This is a genomic window from Pseudomonas sp. B6(2017), assembly GCF_002112765.1.
In the GTDB taxonomy this organism is placed as follows: domain Bacteria; phylum Pseudomonadota; class Gammaproteobacteria; order Pseudomonadales; family Pseudomonadaceae; genus Aquipseudomonas; species Aquipseudomonas piscis.
Genome location: NZ_NEIQ01000001.1, coordinates 81,851 through 99,940 on the forward strand (window position 1 = coordinate 81,851; position 18,090 = coordinate 99,940).

Consider the following 18,090-nt stretch of genomic DNA (forward strand, 5'->3'; position numbering starts at 1 on the left):
TTCCCATGCATTACCAAACCGTATTGTTCGACCTCGACGGCACTCTCACCGACCCTCGCGAAGGCATCACCCGCTCGATCCAGTTCGCCCTGGGCAAGCTGGGCATCGACGAGCCGGACCTTGCCAAGCTCGAACACTTCATCGGCCCGCCGCTGCTGCAGGCCTTCATGCAGTTCTATGGCTTCGACGAAGCCCGGGCCTGGGACGCGGTGAATTTCTATCGCGAACGCTTCAAGGTCACCGGCCTGTACGAGAACCGTGTCTTCGACGGCGTCATGCCGCTGCTCGAGACCCTCGGCGGCCAGGGCCGGCAGCTGTACATCGCCACCTCCAAGCCCTGGGTGTTCGCCCGGGAGATCGCCCGCCACTTCGACTTCGCCAAGCACTTCAAGGTGATCTACGGCAGCGAGCTGGATGGCACCCGTACCGACAAGGTGGAGTTGATTGCCCACCTGCTGGAACAGGAACGCCTGGATCCGGCCGACACCCTGATGATCGGCGACCGCAAGCACGACCTGATCGGCGCGAGGCGCAATGGCCTGGACGCAGCGGCGGTGGGTTACGGCTTCGGCAGCCACGAGGAACTGAGCGCCGAAGCACCGGCCTATCACTTCCAGACCCTGGAGCAACTGCACCAGGCCTTCCTGCCGCGCTGAGCCACCCCATCGCGGGCCAGCACGCCTACCCGTGGCCAACCCGTTACGCGCGGGGCTGGTGAAGCGGGTTGGCGACTACGCGCTTTGGGATGCGATCTGGATTTGACGATCCGGCCTCATCGCGGGCAAGCCTCGCTCCTACGAAAGCAAGCGTATTCCTTGGCGTGTTTCTAGAGGCCACCCATCAAGGCTGTCAGCGCCGCCTTGCGTTTATCGACCGGCTGGCGGCCGAGCTTTTCAACCGCCCCATAGAAGGCCGGCCAGTCGCCGTGCACTTGCTTGAACAACGCGGCGAAGGCCGGCACCCACTGGTCGTACAGGCCGAAGGGCAAGAGCCGGGCGTTGTTCAACGGGGTGTTGATCCAGGCGTCGTAGCGATTGGAGCCGGCCCATTGGCTGTCCCGTAGCTGACGGTAGTCCTGGCGCATGCGCTCGAACTCCTGGACCTTGCGCTGGCGCATCTGCTCAGCGGGCAAGGGCAGGGCATAGAGCTGTTCCAGGCGCTTGCGAGTGTCGAGCACCAGCTGGGTGAACTGGTCGCGCTGACGCAGCTGGCCATCGGTAGCCGGCGGCAAGCCGCGATAGGCCCGCCATTGCCGGGTGCCTTCCTGCTCGACGAAGGTGGCGAAGGACTCGTTGAACTCGGTGTCGTCCTTCACGTAGAAGCGCTGGTGGGCCAGTTCATGGAAGATCAGGGTCGCCAGGCGCTCGTCGCCCCAGTGCAGCATCGAACTGATGATCGGATCGTCGAACCAGCCCAGGGTCGAATAGGCCTCCACCCCGCCAACGGCCACGTCCAGGCCCTTTAGCTGCAACAGTGCGGCCTCGCCCCGGGCCGCGCCCTGGCTGTAGTAGCCGCGATAGGCCACGCAACCGGCAATGGGAAAGCAATGGGTTTGCGGGGCCAGGGAAAACTCCGGCGTGGCGAACACGTTCCACACCACGTAAGGCCGGCCGATATCGACGTACAACCGATAGCTGCGGTTGTCCGGCAGGTGCAGGTGCTCGCTGGCGAAGGTCCGGGCCCGCTGCGACTGGGCCAGGTGGGCACGCAGGGTGGCATCGCGGGATGGATCGGCCAACACCTGGGTTACTGGTGTACGAGCGCGCAACAACTGTAATTGGCCACTGGCCAGCTGGCTGTAATAGCCGGCGCTGCTGCAACCGTTGAGCAGCAAGAGCATCAGGATCGGAAACCAAACGCGCAAAACGCGATCAAGTACCCCATGGCTTGGACACGGCCTAGTCAAATCGAATCATCCACAGAGAGTCTGCCCGCAAGACTATCTCGCCTGCCTGGAGTTTCGCCATGCGCGTGTTGCTACTGACCACCGGATTGCTGGCCCTAAACGGCTGTGCCAGCCTGCCCGACCCCGACCCGGCGCAAGCCTGGATCGACCTCGCCCCATCCCAGGACACCACCTTGCAAGCCGTGGAAGTGGACGCCAAGGGCGCCGGGGACCCGCGCTACTTCCAGGTCCAGCCCGGTACCCATGAATTGACCCTGCGCTACCAGTTCGCCGTGGCCCCGGGCAACATCGGCGCCGATGTGGAGGAGCCGCTGTGGCGCGACTGCCAGTTGAACGTGAAATTCACCGGTTTCAGCGCTGGCCAGCGCTACCAGGTACGGGCCGGCAACATCGGCTTCCATCCCTGGGCCAGGCTCTACGACGAACAGCGCACCCTGCTGGGCAAGGCGCAACCGGCAGGCTGCCAGCGCAGCTGATCGGCGCTATGCTGGAGCCCCTTCGCCGACCTGGCCCCTTGTTCATGCGCCTGCCACTGCTGATCCTCGCCCTTGCCACCCTCACTGCCTGCAGCACGCCACTGCCCAGCGTCGACCCGCAACAGGCCTGGATCGACCTGGCCACCCCAGCGCCAGGAGGCCGGCTGCTGATGGCCGAGCGCCTGGACAACCAGCGCCTGGGCGATGGCCGGTTCTTCCAGGTCACGCCCGGCAGCCACGAGCTGATGGTGCGTTTCGATTTCGAGGTGTTCGCCGGCGGCATGGGCATGACCACCGACCCACAGGAGCGGCTGTGCTACCTGAGCCTGCGCTACGACCACTTCCAGGCCGGCCAGCGCTACCGGCTGGAGGCCCGCAACCTGGGGTTCACCCCCAGCGCCAGGCTGTACAACGCCCAGCGCGAGATCGTCGCCGAAGAGCGGATGATCAACTGCGTACCCTGAGCCGGTTCAGCGATCGTTCTTCTGGTAGATGATCTTCTTGGTGCCGTTCTCGCAGCTGCCGACCACCATGTTGTCGTCGTGGACCTCGTCATTGGTGACGATTTCCAGGGTGTAGGAGGAGACGCCCCGGGCCTGGATCTTGGCTTCGATCTCGGCCTTGAGTTCCTCGCAGGGCTTGGGCGCGGCCAGGGCCGATGTGGCCAGCGCACAACTTGCTACCGCCAAGGCAAAACGTTTCATGATTGCAAACTCCCTTGTTGCGGCGCGTGCGAACGCACACTCAAGCCGCAGTCAGGTATTCGACCACATTTTCCATGACCCGGTTCTGAACTGGCGCACAGCCTGGGCCTGCCGGCTCCCGATGCGCAAGCCGGCAGCCACGTTCAACCGACCAGGGTCGCGTCCAGCGTGATGCTGGCCTTGAGCACCTTGGATACCGGGCAACCTTCCTTGGCCTTGCGGCTCAGTTCGTCGAACTGCTGCTGGCTGGCTCCCGGGATCCTGGCCTTGAGGACCAGGTGCACGGCAGTGATGGCAAAACCATCGTCGACCTGCTCCAGGGTCACTTCGGCCTGGGTATCGATGCTCTCGGCCTTGAGCCCGGCCTCGCCGAGGATCATGGAAAACGCCATGGAGAAGCAGCCGGCATGGGCCGCGCCGATCAACTCCTCGGGGTTGGTGCCCTTGCCGCCTTCGAAGCGCGCCGTGAAGCCGTAGGGGGCGTCGCGCAGGACTCCGGTTTCGGTGGAGATCGATCCCACGCCGGTTTTCAGGTCGCCTTGCCAATGGGCCGAAGCTTTTTTCTTGATAGCCATGTATCTCTCCTCGAGGAAGCGGTGCAGGGGAATTCCCGCGCCTCAAGGGTTCTGAGGACAGATCCGCGGGCAAAGTTCAGCCGGTCTGCAGCGACCATTTACCCGACAAATTCACTCTGGCTATTGAAACTCGGGTATATGCCCACATTGCATAGTCCTGACTGACAGATTTCGGCAGGTTTTGCGCGTGTAAAAGCCTGCACACCCTAAGGAGAAGCAGGCTTATGCAATCGCTGTCCGCTGTGAAGTTCTCGACCCTCGACCTGGTGCCCGTGCGTGAAGACGCCAGCCCGGCCCAATCCCTGCGCAATTCCCTGGACCTGGCCCAGCATGTGGAAAAGTTCGGCTACACCCGATTCTGGGTCGCCGAGCACCACAACATGGACGGCATCGCCAGCTCCGCCACTTCGGTGCTCATCGGCTACCTGGCCGGTGGCACCTCGACCATCCGCGTCGGCTCCGGTGGAGTCATGCTGCCCAACCATGCGCCACTGGTGATCGCCGAGCAGTTCGGCACCCTGGAGAGCCTGTACCCGGGCCGCATCGACCTGGGCCTGGGCCGGGCTCCGGGCTCGGACCAGATGACCGCGCGAGCCCTGCGCCGGGAACGTTCCGGCAGCGCCGACGACTTCCCCGAGGATGTGGCCGAGCTGATGGCCTACCTGGGCCCACGTTCCCCGGAACAGCGGGTGATCGCGATGCCCGGCACCGGCAGCAACGTGCCGGTGTGGCTGCTGGGTTCCAGCCTGTTCAGCGCGCAGTTGGCCGGGGAGCGGGGCCTGCCCTACGCCTTCGCCTCGCACTTCGCGCCGCGCTACATGCATGAGGCGATCCGCGTATATCGCAATCACTTCAAGCCTTCGGCGGTACTCGACAAACCCTACGTGATGCTCGGCGTACCACTGGTGGCCGCCGATACCGACGAACAGGCCGATTACCTGGCGACCTCGGTGTACCAGCGCATCCTCGCCCTGATGCGCGGCCAGAGCCTGGTCCAGCGCAAGCCGGTCAAGAGCATGGACGGCCTGTGGCTGCCCCATGAGAAGGAAGCGGTGGGGAGTTTCCTAGGCTTGGCGATGATCGGCAGCCCGGCGAAGATCCGCGCCAAGCTGGAAGTGCTGGTGGAGCAGACCGGCGCCGACGAGCTGATCTTCACCTGCGACCTCTACGAGCACGCCGACCGCCTGCACTCCTACGAGCTGCTGTCACAGGTGATGAAGGGCTGAGCGGAGCTGGATCCCAGGCACAAAAAAGCCGACGCCTGGCGTCGGCTTGGTTTTTTCCGGAGGCTACAAGGGATCAACCGCGCTTGTAGACGATCTCCTTGGTACCGGCTTCGCAGGAGCCGACCACCTTGCCATCCGCCGCGGCGCCCTTGTCGACCACTTCCAGCGAGTAGTGAGGGACGCCATTGGCATCGATCTTCGCGGCGATTTCGCCCTTGAGCTCCTCGCATGGCTTGCCGGCGGCAAGGGCAGTTCCCGCAAGACTGAACAAAGCAGCAGCTAAAACTAGTTTTTTCATCGGTCACATTCCCTGGTCGGATCAAAAGAGGCGGCGTGGACGCCAGCCTGACAGAGGCTCAAGACAGTTGTAGCGCTTTGCCATTTCCTATGGCACTCGGCCAGCGCACAAGTTCCAGAGCCTAGCTCAAGCCCTCAACTATTGGCAATGCGGAAGCCGACCTTGAGGGTGACCTGGAAATGCGCCGCCTTGCCGTCCTTGATATGGCCACGGGTCTCGGTGACTTCGAACCACTCCAGGTGCTTGATGCTCTTGTGCGCCTCGGCCAGCGCGTTGTTGATCGCGTCTTCGATGCTGTTGGGCGAAGAACCCACCAGTTCGACCTTCTTGTAGGTGTGATGATCACTCATGGCACTCTCCTTTTGCGGTGATGAACTAAAGCCTAGCAGTGATTGCCCGCTGCACTTGTGGCGCCTTGTCTCAGGGGAAGTTCAGATTTTCTGCACTTTCCCAAGGCCGTGCAGTCGGAACCTACACACTTCATCACCACGTTGCAGGAGAGCCCACATGGCCAATTCGTCGTTACGCAAAGCCTCGCTGGAAAGTATGGAAGCCGAGATCGAGAGCCTGCTCAAATCCCTGGAAAGCCTCAAGGATGATGCTTCCGAGGAGTCGCGCAAAACCCTCAAGACGCTCAAGAGCAATGCCGAGAGCGCGCTGAAACATTCGCGCAGCCTGCTCAGCGATGCCTATGAAGAGGTCAAGGTGAAAACCCGTGAAACCGGGATCGCCACCCGCGACTACGCCCAGGAACACCCCTGGACCACCGCCGGTGTCGCCGTCGGGGCCGTCGGCCTGCTGGCCGCCTACCTGTTGTGCAAGCGCAACAACTGAGTCCGGCTCTTTACAGCAGAACTCAAGCCGGCTGGCGCAGCTCGGTCTTCAGCCACTGCGCCAGCTGCCGGGCGCGCCCGTCGGCGGCGCGCTTGGGCGACCATAGCGCCAGCTGCCCCGGGGTGTCGCAAAAGCCCCAGGGCGCCACCAGCCGCCCCGCCAGCAAGTCCTCGGCCACCAAGGGTTCCGGAGCGATCGCCACTCCCAACCCGGCCACCGCCGCTTCCAGCAAGTAATACAGATGCTCGAACCCCTGGCCGTATTTCAGTGCCTCGGGAGCGATGCCGTTGCGCCGTGCCCAACTGGGCCAGGCCTGGGGTCGTGAGGTGGTATGCAGCAACGGCTCGGCCACCAGCGCCGTTGCCAGCGCCTGGTGCAGGCGCGGATAACCGGCGTAGCGCGGGCTGAGCACCGGGCCGATGCGTTCGCTGGCCAGCTCATGCACCTGCATATCCGCCGGCCAGGGCGGCTCGGCGAATACCAGCAGGGCATCCAGCCCAGGCCGTCGTGGGTCCAGATCGCCTTCGCCGGCGGACAGGTGCAGGCGCAGGTCCGGCAGGTCGGCATTCAGCCGGCCCAGGCGCGGAATCAACCAGCGCGCCAACAGGCTGCCGGAGCAACCGAGGACGAAAGGCGCATCGGCGCTGCCTTGAGTGAGCTCGGCACAGACATCCCGCAAGCGTTCGAAGGCCTCGCTGCTGGCGTCCCGCAGGCGGACCCCGGCATCTGTGAGTTTAATGCCGCGCCCATCCTTGCTGAAAAGGCTCAGCCCCAAATGTTCCTCAAGCACCTTCAATTGCCGGCTGACGGCGCCGTGGGTGACATGCAGCTGCTCGGCGGCCTGGCTGACGCTGTTCAACCGGGCGGTGGCTTCGAAGGCCCGCAGGGCATTGAGGGGGGGCAGGTCGCGGCTCATTTGACGTGTGAGTTTTCCTGACAGATTGTGGCGATCTTATCGGTTTTCAGGGCCCGGTGGCAGGGGTAGAGTGAGGTCCATTGTTTCCACGCTTTCTTCCACGAATCCATCCGGGAGCGCTCCAATGACCCAGTCCCAATTGCGTAATGGTCCTGACGAAAACGGCCTGTTCGGCGGGTTCGGCGGCCGTTATGTCGCAGAAACCCTGATGCCGCTGATCCTCGACCTGGCCCGTGAATACGAAAAGGCCAAGCAGGACCCCAAGTTCCTCGAAGAGCTGGCCTATTTCCAGCGCGACTACGTGGGCCGTCCCAGCCCGCTGTACTTCGCCGAGCGCCTGACTGAACACTGCGGCGGCGCCAAGATCTACCTCAAGCGTGAAGAGCTCAACCACACCGGCGCGCACAAGATCAACAACTGCATCGGCCAGATCCTCCTGGCCAAGCGCATGGGCAAGCAGCGCATCATCGCCGAGACCGGCGCCGGCATGCACGGCGTGGCCACCGCCACCGTGGCCGCGCGCTTCGGCCTGCAATGCGTGATCTACATGGGCACCACCGACATCGAGCGCCAGCAGGCCAACGTGTTTCGCATGAAGCTGCTGGGCGCCGAGGTGATCCCGGTCGTGGCCGGCACCGGCACCCTCAAGGATGCGATGAACGAAGCCCTGCGCGACTGGGTGACCAATGTCGACAACACCTTCTACCTGATCGGCACCGTGGCCGGTCCCCACCCTTACCCCGCCATGGTCCGCGACTTCCAGGCAGTGATCGGCAAGGAAACCCGCGAGCAGATGCAGGCCCACGAAGGGCGCCTGCCGGACAGCCTGGTGGCATGCATCGGCGGCGGCTCCAACGCCATGGGCCTGTTCCATCCGTTCCTCGATGACCAGGGCGTGCAGATCATCGGCGTCGAGGCCGCAGGCCACGGCATCGAGACCGGCAAGCACGCCGCCAGCCTCAACGGCGGGGTGCCCGGCGTACTGCACGGCAACCGCACCTTCCTGCTGCAGGACGACGATGGCCAGATCATCGACGCCCACTCGATTTCCGCCGGCCTGGACTATCCCGGCATCGGCCCGGAACACGCCTGGCTGCATGACATCGGCCGGGTCGAGTACACCTCGATCACCGATACCGAGGCCCTCGAGGCATTCCACCAGTGCTGCCGCCTGGAAGGCATCATCCCCGCGCTGGAGTCCTCCCATGCCCTGGCAGAAGTATTCAAGCGCGCACCCAACCTGCCCAAGGACCACCTGATGGTGGTCAACCTCTCGGGCCGTGGCGACAAAGACATGCAGACCGTGATGCACCACATGCAACAGTCCCAGCAGGAGAAACACTGATGAGCCGCCTGCAAACGCGCTTTGCCGAACTCAAGCAGCAGAACCGCGCCGCCCTGGTGACCTTCATCACCGCCGGTGACCCGAACTACGACACGTCCCTGGCGATCCTCAAGGGCCTGCCGGCCGCTGGCGCCGACGTGATCGAACTGGGCATGCCCTTCACCGACCCCATGGCCGACGGCCCGGCGATCCAGCTCGCCAACATCCGAGCCCTGGGGGCCAAGCAAAACCTGGCGAAAACCCTGCAGATGGTCCGCGAGTTCCGCGTGGACAACAGCGACACGCCACTGGTGCTGATGGGCTATTTCAACCCGATCCACCACTACGGCGTACCGCGCTTCATCGCCGATGCCAAGGCCGCCGGGGTCGATGGCCTGATAGTGGTGGACATTCCGCCGGAACATAACAGCGAGCTGTGCGACCCGGCCCAGGCCGCGGGCATCGATTTCATCCGCCTGACCACGCCGACCACCGACGACGCGCGCCTGCCCAAGGTGCTCGATGGCAGCTCGGGGTTCGTCTACTACGTGTCGGTGGCCGGGGTGACCGGCGCCGGCGCCGCGACCCTGGAACATGTGGAGCAAGCCGTGGCCCGCCTGCGCCGGCATACCGACCTGCCCATCAGCATCGGTTTCGGCATCCGCACCCCGGATCAGGCCGCAGCCATCGCCCGCCTGGCCGACGGCGTGGTGGTGGGTTCGGCACTGATCGACCACATCGCCAGCGCCGAATCCCCCGCCCAGGCGGTGGATGGCGTGCTGAGCCTGTGTTCGGCGCTGTCCGAGGGCGTGCGCAAGGCCCGGCTCGGCTAAGACCGGGCCCGCAGCGAAAAAGGGTTCCAGGAGCAGTCCTGGAACCCTTTTTTCATTGCCGGGCGCCTCAGAACACGCTCAGGTCCAGAGGCCGCAGCGCCCCCATCCAGATCGCATGGTCGGTGTGGTCCTGTAGCTCGTCGCCGGTTTCCGGATGCAGGAACACCACCAGTCCCTGGCGATTGAGCGCCAACCAGGGCACCACCTGGCCGAACAGTTCCGGTCCGAAGGCCAGCTGGCAACTCCAGTCCGGATGCGGCCCGACTTGCCGCTCGTGGACCCGGCCCATGCGCAGGTCGAACAACTGCGCCGCCTGCTCGCACAGGGCCCGGGCCTGCTCGATGGTGCTGGCGTCAAAATAGACGTGGGCGTGGTAGCCCTTGATTCGTTGCATGCAAACCCTCGCGATATAAGACGAACCCTCAGGGCCCGCCACAGGTCACAAGCCTACCTGTAGGAAACAAGAGGAGGCCCGGCCATGAAAAATGCCGAAACCCCAGTGGTCAAGCTGGCGCTCTATGGTGCCACGAGCAGCCTGGGCAGTGCGCTGATGGCGGAGAGCCTGAGGCGCCAGCACGAAGTCATCGCCATTCTCGACGATCTTACCGCCCTGGCCCCGCGCCCTGGCTTGCGCACCAAGGGCGGCAACCTGTTCGATGCCGACGGAGTGCAGCAGAGCGTGGCCGGCTGCTCGGCGGTGATCTGCCTGCTGGATGCTCCCGGCCTGCCGGGCAGTGCGATGCCGGGCCGGGTCGCCGATCCGCTGGCGCAGGTGCAGGCGGCCGATGCGCTGGTTGCAGGCCTGCAAGCGGCCAAGGTCCAGCGGCTGGTCCTGGTGGGCAATTTCGCCATTCTCGACGACCCGCCCGTCTACACCAGCCTGCCTCATCACGCTGCCGAGGAGATCCTCGAAGCCCTACGCAGCAGCCCCCTGGACTGGACCCTGGTCAACGCCCCGCGCTCCGTGGCCGGGCTGGGTATCGAACACTTCAACCAGGTGGGCGACAACCTCGAGCCCGGGCTCGCCGAGCCCCTGCGGCGGCTCAATGGCGTGGCCGTGGGCATCAATGACGAACTGCGCCTGAATCTGCACCTGCGCGAGCATGTGGAGTTCGTCGGCATCCACGAAAACGCTTGATCCTCAGGGCTGGCAGGCCAGGGTCGCCGCCACGTCCAGCAACTGCCGGCGCAACCACAGGTGGGCCGGATCGGTGTCGTTGCGCCCATGCCAGATCGCCAGCAGCGGCGATGGCTCGAGCGCCAGCGGCAAGGGCCGCTGGCACAGGCCCAAGCGCTGCTCAAGATCCCGGGCCAGGGGTTGCGGCACGATCGCCACCAACGGCGACTGCTCCAGCAACTGCGGCAGCACCAGGGAGTGGGGCAGGGTGAGCTTGTACCGGGGCCGGCGACCGATCGCCGCCATGGCCTGTTCCAGCTGCTGGCGGTGGAACATCTCCGATTGCCGGGCGATGCCGCGTTCGAGGATGTAGCCGTTGACCGCGCCTTCCTCCTGGCCACCGACCGAGAGGATGACCAAGGGGCAGTCCGCCAGGGCCGGCAGCGTCACCTGCGGCAGGTCGAGCAGCGGGTGACCGGGGCACATCAGCAATACATCGCGCTGCTCCCACAGGCAGGCGCTGTGCACCCGCCGCGGCAACTCGGCGAACATGCCGATGGCGAGGTCGATGCGCCCGACATCGATCTGTTCGGCCAGGTCCAGGCGGGTCGAGGGCCGGACCACCAGGTCCACTCCCGGCGCCTGCCGGGCCAGGCGCTGCAGCAATGGCGCCAGCAGCACCGAACTCAGGTAGTCGTTGCTCGCCAGGGTGAAAGTGCGCACGGCACTGGCCGGGTCGAAGGCCTCCACGCCCACGGTGCGCTGGATGCTCAGCAACGCTTCGCGCAAAGGGCCGGCGATCGCCTCGGCCCGGGCCGAGGGCTGCATGCCCCGGGCAGTCCGGATGAACAGCTCGTCCTGCAGGGATTCGCGCAGCCGGGTCAGGGCATGGCTGACCGCCGATTGGCTCAAATGCAAGCGCTTGCTGGCCAGGAGGATGCTGCGATCCTCGTAGATGGCAGCGAAAACCCGCAGCAGGTTGAGGTCGAAACGCGGGAGACCGGGTACTTCGTCACGGAGCATATTGCATATCCTGCAGGAGGCTATTGCGGATTGTTCGCTTGCCGCCGGAGGCGGGCGCGGGCAACTTTAGCAGCATCCGACCCGCACCCAGAACGCCCGGCGACCACGCCCGGCGATCACGCCGGCGGCTTGCCCGAAGCTCGCTGAAAGCCCCCTGCGCCCCCTGGATTGCAGGGCCCCGCAGCGGCCATGGAAGACCACCCTGGAACCGAACATGAACGCCCCCGATCTCAACGACATCCCGGCCCGGGACTGGGTCGCCACCCGGCTGCCCCGCACCTGGCAACCCTACGCCCGGCTGATGCGCCTGGACCGGCCCATCGGCACCTGGCTGACCCTGCTGCCGGCCCTGGCTTCGCTGGTGCTGTCTGCCGGGCAGGTGCCCCCGGCCTGGCTGGTGCTGGTGTTCTGCCTCGGCGCGCTGCTGATGCGCAGCGCCGGTTGCAGCATCAACGACATCCTCGACCGGCGCTTCGATGCCCAGGTCAACCGCACCCGCCAGCGCCCCCTGGCCAACGGCTCGTTGAGCCTGCATCAAGCCCTGGCCTGCCTCGCGATCCAGCTGTTGTTGGCCGCCGCCTTATTGTTGACCCTGCAGCCGCTGACGGTGCTGCTGGCCCTGTGCTGCGTGCCCCTGACCCTGGTCTATCCGCTGCTCAAGCGCTTCACCCACTGGCCCCAGGCGTTCCTCGGCGCGGTGTTCAATTGGGGCGTGCTGATGGCCAGCGTGGAGACCACCGGCGCCCTGCAACCCGGCGCCCTGGCGTTGTGGCTCGGTTGCCTGTTCTGGCAACTGGGCTACGACACCTTGTATGCCTACAGCGACCGTGAAGACGACCTGAAGATGGGACTGCGCTCCACCGCGACCCTGTTCGCTGGCCAAGGCAAGGCCTGGATCGGCGCTTTCTACACCATGACGCTGTTGTGCTGGGGCGCGGCAGGGTTGCTGGCCGGGGCCAATCCCGGGTTCTTCATCCTGCTGCTGCCGATCGGGCTATCCCTGGCCTATCAGCTCAGCCTGTTCAGCCCCGACGATCCGGGGCCCTGCAACCACCTGTTCCGCAGCAACTGCCATATCGGCGTCCTGCTGCTGGCCGGGGCCTCGGTGGCCATCGTCTAGCCACGGCTTTCGCCATACCCGCACCAACCACGACCTCCAACTACACAAGGATTTGTCATATGCCTGCCCGTTCGTTCGCCCCCGCAATGCCCTCGCCAACCTCCGGCAACCCGCCGCAACAGTGGGCGACCCTGCTGCTGCGCCTGGCCCTGGGGGCCATGTATTGTGCCCACGCGCTGTTCAAGATCCTGGTGCTGGGCTGGCCGGGGACGATCAAGCTGTTCAGCCTCACCGGCATGCCCGAGTGGCTGACCTACCCGGCGGTGGCGGCGGAACTGCTGGGCGGCTTGCTACTGATCCTGGGGATTGGCGTGCGCTGGGTGGCCCTGGCGCTGCTGCCGATGCTGCTGGGAGCCATCGCCTTCGTCCATGGCGCCCACGGCTGGATCTACACCAGCCCGGGCGGTGGCTGGGAATACCTGGCCTTCCTGGCCGTGGTGTCGCTGGCGTTGGTCTGCCTGGGCAACGGCGCGCTGTCCCTGGCCGGATTGTTCAAGGCCCCGGTCAAAGGGCAATGGACGGCAACGCCAGCCCCTTGAGGGTCTGGGCGCTGATGGCTTGCTCGGCCATCAACCAGTCGACGAAACGCTGGATCAATGGCCCCGGCGCTTACGCTGGGGCAGCACCACGTAATAGCCGTAGCTGGAGATCACCGTCTCGGCGATAGGCCGGCACAACAGGCCCTGGGCCAGCAGGTCGTCCACCAGGTGGCGCCAGCCGATGGCCACGCCCTGGCCACCGATCGCCGCCTGGATCAACAGGGTGTAGTTATCGAAGCGCAACTGCCCCGGCGCTGGCGCGGAGGCGATGCCCAGTTCGCGAAACACTCCGCTCCAGTCGAACCAGTGGCTGCTGGCCTCGCCGCGCAAGTGCAGCAATGGCAATTGCAAAAGCGCTTGGGCGGGCAGGGGCAACGTGCGCTCCTTGAGCAATGCCGGGCTGCACACTGCGAACACTTCTTCGTTGAACAGCCAGTGGCTTTGCCCATGCTTGAAGCGCCCATCGCCGAACAGCACCGCCACGTCGATATCGCTGCGCAAGCTGGCGTGGCTGCGTTCGCTGGTCACCAGGCTGACATCCACCTGCGGATTGGCTTCATGGAAACGATGCAGGCGCGGCATCAGCCAGTAGGCGGCGAAGGCAAAGTCCGTCGCCACTTGCAGCACCTCATGCTGGTGCTGCTGGCGCAGGGCGCCCAGGCCGGCGTCGATGCTCTGCAAGCCGGCCTGGACCTGCTCCAGCAGCAGGCTGGCGGAGTCGGTCAGCTCGATGCCACGGTAGATCCGGTCGAACAGCCGCACCCCCAGCTGTTCTTCCAGCCGCTTGACCTGCTGGCTGATGGCCGGCTGGGTGGTACCCAGCTCCAGTGCAGCGGCGGTGAAGCTGCGCAGACGGGCCGCCGCTTCGAACACCCGCAGCAGGTCCAGGGACAGGTCACCCAGGGCTTCATACATAAGCTGTGCTTATCCTAGTCATTGTCGCGCATGGGCTTTACCGCCACCGGCATGGAATCCATCCTCGATCGCAGCACTCTCGCATAACCATCGACTATGGAATGCCGCGATCCCATGAAGCGCAAGAACATTCTTTTCATCATGGCCGACCAGATGGCCGCGCCCTTGCTGCCGTTCTACGGTCCATCGCCGATCCGCCTGCCGCACCTTGCGCGCCTGGCCGCCGAGGGCGTGGTGTTCGAGGCGGCCTACTGCAACAGCCCGTTGTGCGCACCCTCGCGCTTCACCCTGGTCAGCGGGCAGTTGCCGAGCAAGATCGGCGCCTACGACAACGCCGCCGACTTTCCCGCCGATGTACCGACCTACGCCCACTACCTGCGGCGCCTGGGCTACCGCACGGCGCTGTCGGGCAAGATGCACTTTTGCGGCCCGGACCAGCTGCACGGCTATGAAGAGCGCCTGACCAGCGACATCTACCCCGCCGACTACGGCTGGGCGGTGAACTGGGACCAGCCAGGCGTACGCCCCAGTTGGTACCACAACATGTCCTCGGTATTGCAGGCCGGTCCCTGCGTGCGCACCAACCAGCTGGACTTCGACGAGGAGGTGCTGTTCAAGGCCCGGCAGTACCTGTTCGACCATGTCCGCGAGGCCGGCGACCAGCCGTTCTGCCTGACCGTGTCGATGACCCACCCCCACGATCCGTACACCATCGCCAAGGCCTACTGGGGCCTGTATCGCGACGAGCAGATCCCCATGCCCCAGGCGCTGGCCCAGGACCAGCAGGACCCGCATTCCCAACGCCTGCTCAAGGTCTACGACCTGTGGGACAAACCACTGCCCGAGGACAAGATCCGCGATGCCCGGCGGGCCTACTTCGGCGCCTGCAGCTACATCGACGATAACGTTGGCCGGTTGCTGCAGACCCTGGAGGAGACCGGCCTGGCGGACGACACCATCGTGGTGTTCTCCGGCGACCACGGCGACATGCTGGGCGAGCGTGGCCTCTGGTACAAAATGCACTGGTTCGAAATGGCCGCCCGGGTGCCGCTGCTGATCCATGCCCCCGGGCAATTCGCCGCCGGCCGGGTCAGCCAGGCGGTGTCCACCGCCGACCTGCTGCCGACCCTGGTGGAACTGGCCGGTGGTGCCCTTGAACCTGACCTGCCCTTGGACGGGCGCTCGTTGCTGCCGCACCTGCAAGGGCAGGGCGGGCATGACGAGGTATTCGGCGAATACATGGCCGAAGGCACCATCGGCCCGCTGATGATGATCCGCCGTGGCGCCTACAAGTTCATCTACAGCGAGGACGACCCATGCCTGTTGTTCGACGTGGCCAACGACCCACACGAACGCGAGGAACTGTCCCGCTCGGCGGAGCATCGCCAGCTGTTCGCCGACTTCCTCCAGGAGGCCCGCAACCGTTGGGACATGCCTCGGATCCACCAACAAGTGCTCGCCAGCCAGCGGCGCCGGCGTTTCGTCGCCACGGCCCTGGGCATCGGCAAGCTCAAGAGCTGGGACCACCAGCCGCTGGTGGACGCCAGCGCGCAGTACATGCGCAACCATATCGACCTCGATGACCTGGAGCGCAAGGCTCGTTATCCACAACCCTGCCAAGACCAATGACAAAAACCCAAGGGGAAGAGCATGCAGAAGTTATCCACAGCAGCGATCGCCACGCTGGTGCTTTTGACCAGCGCACCGACCTGGGCCGAGCCTGGATGCGAGACGGTGAAGATGGCCGACCCGGGCTGGAGCGACATCGCCGCCACCAACGCCATCACCGGCTTCTTGCTCGAGGGCCTGGGCTACAAACCCAAGGTCGATACCCTGGCGGTGCCGATCATCTTCGGCGGACTCAAGGACGGCCGGGTGGACGTGTTCCTGGGCAACTGGATGCCGGCGCAACAGGGCTTCCATGACAAGTTCGTGGCCAACGGCGATGTCACCCGGCTGGCGCAGAACCTGGAGGGCACCCAGTTCACCCTGGCCGTGCCGGACTATGTATGGGACGCCGGGGTACATGACTTCAACGACCTGAACAGATACGCCGAACAGCATCCCCGGGAAGTCGACAAGAAGCTCTACGGCATCGGCTCCGGAGCTCCGGCCAACCTGTCGTTGCAGGAGATCATCAAGCACGACGACTTCGCCCTCGGCCAGTGGAAGCTGGTGGAATCCAGCGAGCAGGCGATGCTCGCCGAGGTGTCGCGGGCGGTGAAAAAACACAAGTTCGTCACCTTCCTCGGCTGGACGCCGCACCCGATGAACGCGCAACTGAACATGCGCTACCTCACCGGGGGCGAGAAGTACTTCGGCGCCAGCGGCAGCGTCTACACCCTGACCCGCAAGGGGTATGCCCAGGCTTGCCCGAACGTCGGCAAGCTACTGGGCAACCTGCGGTTCACCCAAGACATGGAGAACGGCATCATGGCCGAGGTGGCCAACCGCAAGGTCAGCTATGCCGAGGCCGCCCGGGCCTGGATCAAGGCCAACCCGGCGGTGCTGGGCCAATGGCTGGACGGTGTGACGACCCTCGATGGCAAGGATGCGCTGCCAACCGTGCAAGCCCGCCTCTAGCACCCATCGTAGGAGCGAGGGGTGGGCGCCCCTTGCTCCTACAGGGATGGGGTAAGCCCTGCGGCAATGCTTTACCCTGACGCCTCTGAACACGCTGAACGCGAGGACCCATGGCCTGGCCCGACCGCCATTCACTGCTGCCGTTCCTGAGCTGGCTGCCACGCCAGAGCCGCGCCAGTGTCGGCCGCGACCTGCTGGTGGGCCTGAGCGGGGCGATCCTGGCGCTGCCGCAATCGATCGCCTATGCCCTGATCGCCGGGCTGCCGCCGGAGTACGGGCTGTACGCGGCCATAGTCCCGGTGCTGGTGGCCTGCCTGTGGGGCTCGTCCTGGCACTTGATCTGCGGCCCCACGGCGGCCATTTCCATCGTTCTCTACACCAGCGTCAGCCCCTTGGCGGTGCCGGCTTCGGCGGACTACATCACGCTGATCCTGCTCTTGACCCTGCTGGCCGGGATCTTCCAGTGGCTGCTGGGGATGCTGCGCTTCGGCGCCCTGGTGAACTTCGTCTCGCATTCGGTGGTACTGGGCTTCACCCTCGGCGCGGCGGTGGTCATCGCGCTGGGCCAACTGCCCAACCTGATGGGCCTGGACCTGGCGAACCAGGCCACCGCCCTTGGCAGCCTGGGCCTGCTGTTGCAGCACCTGGGCGACCTCGACCGGCCGTCCCTGCTACTGGGGCTCGGCACCCTGGCGCTGGGGGTCGGCTTCAAGCTGCTGACCCCGCGCTGGCCAGGCCTGCTGCTGAGCCTGGTGCTCAGTGCGCTGGCGGTCTGGCTGCTGCCGGGACTGTTCGGCCAGGTACGGCTGGTGAGCGCCTTCGCCGGCCACTTGCCGCCCCTGAGCCCTCTGCCGCTGGACCTGGAGCTGGTCCTGCGGCTGCTGCCCAGCGCCGTGGCGGTGGGCATGCTGGGGCTGGTGACCAGCCTGTCGATCGCCCGCTCGCTATCGGCCCGCTCGGAGCAGCTGCTCGACGCCAACCAGGAAGTGCGCGCCCAGGGCCTGTCGAACATCGTCGGCGCCTTCTTCTCCGGCTATCTGTCCTCCGGCTCCTTCACCCGCTCGGGGCTGAGCTACGAGGCCGGCGCCCGTTCGCCCCTGGCCGGGGTGTTCTCGGCGCTCTGGGTGGCGCTGTTCGCAGTGGCCGGCGCCGGGCTGATCGCCCATATCCCGATCCCCGCCATGGCCGGCAGCATCCTGCTGATCTGCTGGGGCCTGGTGGACCACCGGGCGATTCGTGCGTTGTTCCGGGTCAGTCGCGCCGAATTCGCCGTGATGAGCCTGACCTTCGTCGCCACCTTGCTCCTGGAATTGCAGACCGCGATCTATGCCGGGGTCCTGGCGTCGCTGTTCTTCTACCTCAAGCGCACCTCGCAACCCCGGGTGCAGTACAGCCGCGAAGGCGACGAGGACATCCTGCGGGTCGGCGGCTCGATCTTCTTCGGCGCCAGCCATTACCTGCAGGTACGCATGCAGCGCTGCCACGGGGCGAAACTGGTGATCGACGCGCGGCAGATCAACTTCATCGACTATTCGGGAGTGGCGATGCTGCACCAGGAGGCGCGCCGGCTCAGGCGCCAGGGTGGCAGCCTGACCCTGCGCCGGGCGCGGGCCTCGGTGATCGAGGAATTGCGCAAGCTCGAAGGCACGGAGCAATGCCCGATCCGCTTTGAGGATTGAGCATGGGTTGCTGTGGGGTCAT

The 18,090-nt window shown here is 65.4% G+C and carries 21 protein-coding genes and 2 pseudogenes; 14 read left to right on the forward strand and 9 right to left on the reverse strand.

Annotated elements, in window-relative coordinates; all coding sequences use genetic code 11:
• Nucleotides 1-5 precede the first annotated feature (5 nt).
• Together CAG11_RS00400 and CAG11_RS00405 are read left to right on the forward strand one after the other, a co-directional pair.
• Complete coding sequence (locus tag CAG11_RS00400; RefSeq protein WP_053137882.1) at nt 6-656, forward strand: HAD family hydrolase; 651 nt, start codon at nt 6-8, stop codon at nt 654-656.
• Nucleotides 657-669: 13 nt separating this feature from the next.
• Nucleotides 670-762, forward strand: a pseudogene (locus CAG11_RS00405) (transposase); the annotation flags it as partial.
• Between the two features lie 64 nt (nt 763-826).
• Here CAG11_RS00405 and CAG11_RS00410 read toward each other — a convergent pair.
• Nucleotides 827-1,906 carry an aminopeptidase gene (locus CAG11_RS00410; protein WP_085593953.1) on the reverse strand — a complete coding sequence of 360 codons (1,080 nt, stop codon included), beginning with the start codon at nt 1,904-1,906 and terminating at the stop codon, nt 827-829.
• Between the two features lie 59 nt (nt 1,907-1,965).
• On the opposite strand from CAG11_RS00410, the gene CAG11_RS00415 reads away from it, so the two are divergent.
• Both CAG11_RS00415 and CAG11_RS00420 read left to right on the forward strand, forming a co-directional pair.
• Nucleotides 1,966-2,382: a hypothetical protein gene (locus tag CAG11_RS00415; protein WP_085593955.1), complete on the forward strand. Its 417-nt coding sequence runs from the start codon at nt 1,966-1,968 to the stop codon at nt 2,380-2,382.
• A 44-nt stretch (nt 2,383-2,426) separates the two neighbouring features.
• Nucleotides 2,427-2,846 (forward strand): hypothetical protein, encoded by a 420-nt coding sequence (locus CAG11_RS00420; RefSeq protein WP_022642241.1) that lies wholly within the window; start codon nt 2,427-2,429, stop codon nt 2,844-2,846.
• 6 nt (nt 2,847-2,852) lie between these two features.
• Here the strand turns inward: CAG11_RS00420 and CAG11_RS00425 are convergent, their stop codons facing one another.
• Nucleotides 2,853-3,086, reverse strand: a complete 234-nt coding sequence (locus CAG11_RS00425) for a DUF1161 domain-containing protein (RefSeq protein WP_022642240.1) — start codon at nt 3,084-3,086, stop codon at nt 2,853-2,855.
• Between the two features lie 143 nt (nt 3,087-3,229).
• Nucleotides 3,230-3,661 (reverse strand): OsmC family protein, encoded by a 432-nt coding sequence (locus CAG11_RS00430; RefSeq protein WP_085593957.1) that lies wholly within the window; start codon nt 3,659-3,661, stop codon nt 3,230-3,232.
• A gap of 224 nt (nt 3,662-3,885) precedes the next feature.
• Here CAG11_RS00430 and CAG11_RS00435 point away from each other — a divergent pair, with 224 nt between their 5' ends.
• A complete protein-coding gene (locus CAG11_RS00435) occupies nt 3,886-4,887 on the forward strand; it encodes an LLM class flavin-dependent oxidoreductase (protein ID WP_022642238.1) in 1,002 nt (333 codons plus the stop codon).
• Nucleotides 4,888-4,960: 73 nt separating this feature from the next.
• On the opposite strand, the gene CAG11_RS00440 is transcribed toward CAG11_RS00435, so the two are convergent.
• Both CAG11_RS00440 and CAG11_RS00445 read right to left on the reverse strand, forming a co-directional pair.
• A complete protein-coding gene (locus tag CAG11_RS00440) occupies nt 4,961-5,185 on the reverse strand; it encodes a DUF1161 domain-containing protein (protein WP_031320863.1) in 225 nt (74 codons plus the stop codon).
• 134 nt (nt 5,186-5,319) lie between these two features.
• The gene (locus CAG11_RS00445) at nt 5,320-5,535 is read right to left on the reverse strand and encodes a dodecin (protein WP_022642236.1); all 216 of its coding nucleotides are present in this window, start codon (nt 5,533-5,535) and stop codon (nt 5,320-5,322) included.
• A gap of 157 nt (nt 5,536-5,692) precedes the next feature.
• Between CAG11_RS00445 and CAG11_RS00450 the strand changes: the two genes are divergently transcribed.
• Nucleotides 5,693-6,019, forward strand: coding sequence for a YqjD family protein (locus tag CAG11_RS00450; RefSeq protein WP_085593959.1), 327 nt, complete (start codon nt 5,693-5,695; stop codon nt 6,017-6,019).
• A 22-nt stretch (nt 6,020-6,041) separates the two neighbouring features.
• Here CAG11_RS00450 and CAG11_RS00455 read toward each other — a convergent pair whose 3' ends face one another.
• On the reverse strand, nt 6,042-6,935 hold the full coding sequence (locus tag CAG11_RS00455) for a LysR family transcriptional regulator (RefSeq protein WP_085593961.1): 894 nt from the start codon (nt 6,933-6,935) through the stop codon (nt 6,042-6,044).
• Between the two features lie 124 nt (nt 6,936-7,059).
• On the opposite strand from CAG11_RS00455, the gene trpB reads away from it, so the two are divergent.
• On the forward strand, nt 7,060-8,280 hold the full coding sequence (gene trpB / locus CAG11_RS00460; protein ID WP_022642233.1) for a tryptophan synthase subunit beta: 1,221 nt from the start codon (nt 7,060-7,062) through the stop codon (nt 8,278-8,280).
• Nucleotides 8,280-9,092: a tryptophan synthase subunit alpha gene (gene trpA / locus CAG11_RS00465; RefSeq protein WP_085593963.1), complete on the forward strand. Its 813-nt coding sequence runs from the start codon at nt 8,280-8,282 to the stop codon at nt 9,090-9,092. The genes trpB and trpA overlap by 1 nt, the downstream gene beginning before the upstream one ends.
• Nucleotides 9,093-9,159: 67 nt before the next feature.
• Here the strand turns inward: trpA and CAG11_RS00470 are convergent, their stop codons facing one another.
• On the reverse strand, nt 9,160-9,486 hold the full coding sequence (locus CAG11_RS00470) for a DOPA 4,5-dioxygenase family protein (RefSeq protein ID WP_053137869.1): 327 nt from the start codon (nt 9,484-9,486) through the stop codon (nt 9,160-9,162).
• 84 nt (nt 9,487-9,570) lie between these two features.
• Here CAG11_RS00470 and CAG11_RS00475 point away from each other — a divergent pair, with 84 nt between their 5' ends.
• The gene (locus CAG11_RS00475; protein WP_085593965.1) at nt 9,571-10,230 is read left to right on the forward strand and encodes an NAD(P)-dependent oxidoreductase; all 660 of its coding nucleotides are present in this window, start codon (nt 9,571-9,573) and stop codon (nt 10,228-10,230) included.
• Between the two features lie 3 nt (nt 10,231-10,233).
• Here the strand turns inward: CAG11_RS00475 and CAG11_RS00480 are convergent, their stop codons facing one another.
• A complete protein-coding gene (locus CAG11_RS00480) occupies nt 10,234-11,232 on the reverse strand; it encodes a LysR family transcriptional regulator (protein ID WP_085593967.1) in 999 nt (332 codons plus the stop codon).
• 214 nt (nt 11,233-11,446) lie between these two features.
• Here CAG11_RS00480 and ubiA point away from each other — a divergent pair, with 214 nt between their 5' ends.
• Both ubiA and CAG11_RS00490 read left to right on the forward strand, forming a co-directional pair.
• Complete coding sequence (ubiA, locus tag CAG11_RS00485; protein ID WP_022642229.1) at nt 11,447-12,352, forward strand: 4-hydroxybenzoate octaprenyltransferase; 906 nt, start codon at nt 11,447-11,449, stop codon at nt 12,350-12,352.
• A gap of 59 nt (nt 12,353-12,411) precedes the next feature.
• On the forward strand, nt 12,412-12,891 hold the full coding sequence (locus tag CAG11_RS00490; RefSeq protein WP_085593969.1) for a DoxX family protein: 480 nt from the start codon (nt 12,412-12,414) through the stop codon (nt 12,889-12,891).
• On the opposite strand, the pseudogene CAG11_RS00495 reads toward CAG11_RS00490, so the two are convergent.
• Nucleotides 12,857-13,806, reverse strand: a pseudogene (locus CAG11_RS00495) (LysR family transcriptional regulator). The gene CAG11_RS00490 and the pseudogene CAG11_RS00495 overlap by 35 nt on opposite strands.
• A 114-nt stretch (nt 13,807-13,920) precedes the next feature.
• Between CAG11_RS00495 and betC the strand changes: the two are divergent.
• The 3 genes from betC (at nt 13,921) to CAG11_RS00510 (ending at nt 18,068) form a co-directional block, all read left to right on the forward strand.
• Nucleotides 13,921-15,435 (forward strand): choline-sulfatase, encoded by a 1,515-nt coding sequence (gene betC / locus CAG11_RS00500; protein WP_085593971.1) that lies wholly within the window; start codon nt 13,921-13,923, stop codon nt 15,433-15,435.
• A gap of 21 nt (nt 15,436-15,456) precedes the next feature.
• Nucleotides 15,457-16,389 carry a choline ABC transporter substrate-binding protein gene (choX, locus tag CAG11_RS00505; protein ID WP_085593973.1) on the forward strand — a complete coding sequence of 311 codons (933 nt, stop codon included), beginning with the start codon at nt 15,457-15,459 and terminating at the stop codon, nt 16,387-16,389.
• 110 nt (nt 16,390-16,499) lie between these two features.
• Nucleotides 16,500-18,068 (forward strand): SulP family inorganic anion transporter, encoded by a 1,569-nt coding sequence (locus CAG11_RS00510; RefSeq protein WP_085593975.1) that lies wholly within the window; start codon nt 16,500-16,502, stop codon nt 18,066-18,068.
• The last annotated feature ends 22 nt before the right edge of the window (nt 18,069-18,090 follow it).

Coding starts and splice junctions, on each gene's coding strand:
- CAG11_RS00440 (WP_031320863.1), bottom strand. CDS start 5,185: ATGAAAAAACTAGTTTTAGCTGCTGCTTTGTTCAGTCTTGCGGGAACT.
- CAG11_RS00420 (WP_022642241.1), top strand. CDS start 2,427: ATGCGCCTGCCACTGCTGATCCTCGCCCTTGCCACCCTCACTGCCTGC.
- trpB (WP_022642233.1), top strand. CDS start 7,060: ATGACCCAGTCCCAATTGCGTAATGGTCCTGACGAAAACGGCCTGTTC.
- CAG11_RS00425 (WP_022642240.1), bottom strand. CDS start 3,086: ATGAAACGTTTTGCCTTGGCGGTAGCAAGTTGTGCGCTGGCCACATCG.
- choX (WP_085593973.1), top strand. CDS start 15,457: ATGCAGAAGTTATCCACAGCAGCGATCGCCACGCTGGTGCTTTTGACC.
- CAG11_RS00450 (WP_085593959.1), top strand. CDS start 5,693: ATGGCCAATTCGTCGTTACGCAAAGCCTCGCTGGAAAGTATGGAAGCC.
- CAG11_RS00475 (WP_085593965.1), top strand. CDS start 9,571: ATGAAAAATGCCGAAACCCCAGTGGTCAAGCTGGCGCTCTATGGTGCC.
- CAG11_RS00445 (WP_022642236.1), bottom strand. CDS start 5,535: ATGAGTGATCATCACACCTACAAGAAGGTCGAACTGGTGGGTTCTTCG.
- CAG11_RS00400 (WP_053137882.1), top strand. CDS start 6: ATGCATTACCAAACCGTATTGTTCGACCTCGACGGCACTCTCACCGAC.
- trpA (WP_085593963.1), top strand. CDS start 8,280: ATGAGCCGCCTGCAAACGCGCTTTGCCGAACTCAAGCAGCAGAACCGC.
- CAG11_RS00415 (WP_085593955.1), top strand. CDS start 1,966: ATGCGCGTGTTGCTACTGACCACCGGATTGCTGGCCCTAAACGGCTGT.
- CAG11_RS00435 (WP_022642238.1), top strand. CDS start 3,886: ATGCAATCGCTGTCCGCTGTGAAGTTCTCGACCCTCGACCTGGTGCCC.
- CAG11_RS00510 (WP_085593975.1), top strand. CDS start 16,500: ATGGCCTGGCCCGACCGCCATTCACTGCTGCCGTTCCTGAGCTGGCTG.
- CAG11_RS00470 (WP_053137869.1), bottom strand. CDS start 9,486: ATGCAACGAATCAAGGGCTACCACGCCCACGTCTATTTTGACGCCAGC.
- CAG11_RS00480 (WP_085593967.1), bottom strand. CDS start 11,232: ATGCTCCGTGACGAAGTACCCGGTCTCCCGCGTTTCGACCTCAACCTG.
- CAG11_RS00490 (WP_085593969.1), top strand. CDS start 12,412: ATGCCTGCCCGTTCGTTCGCCCCCGCAATGCCCTCGCCAACCTCCGGC.
- CAG11_RS00430 (WP_085593957.1), bottom strand. CDS start 3,661: ATGGCTATCAAGAAAAAAGCTTCGGCCCATTGGCAAGGCGACCTGAAA.
- CAG11_RS00455 (WP_085593961.1), bottom strand. CDS start 6,935: ATGAGCCGCGACCTGCCCCCCCTCAATGCCCTGCGGGCCTTCGAAGCC.
- ubiA (WP_022642229.1), top strand. CDS start 11,447: ATGAACGCCCCCGATCTCAACGACATCCCGGCCCGGGACTGGGTCGCC.
- betC (WP_085593971.1), top strand. CDS start 13,921: ATGAAGCGCAAGAACATTCTTTTCATCATGGCCGACCAGATGGCCGCG.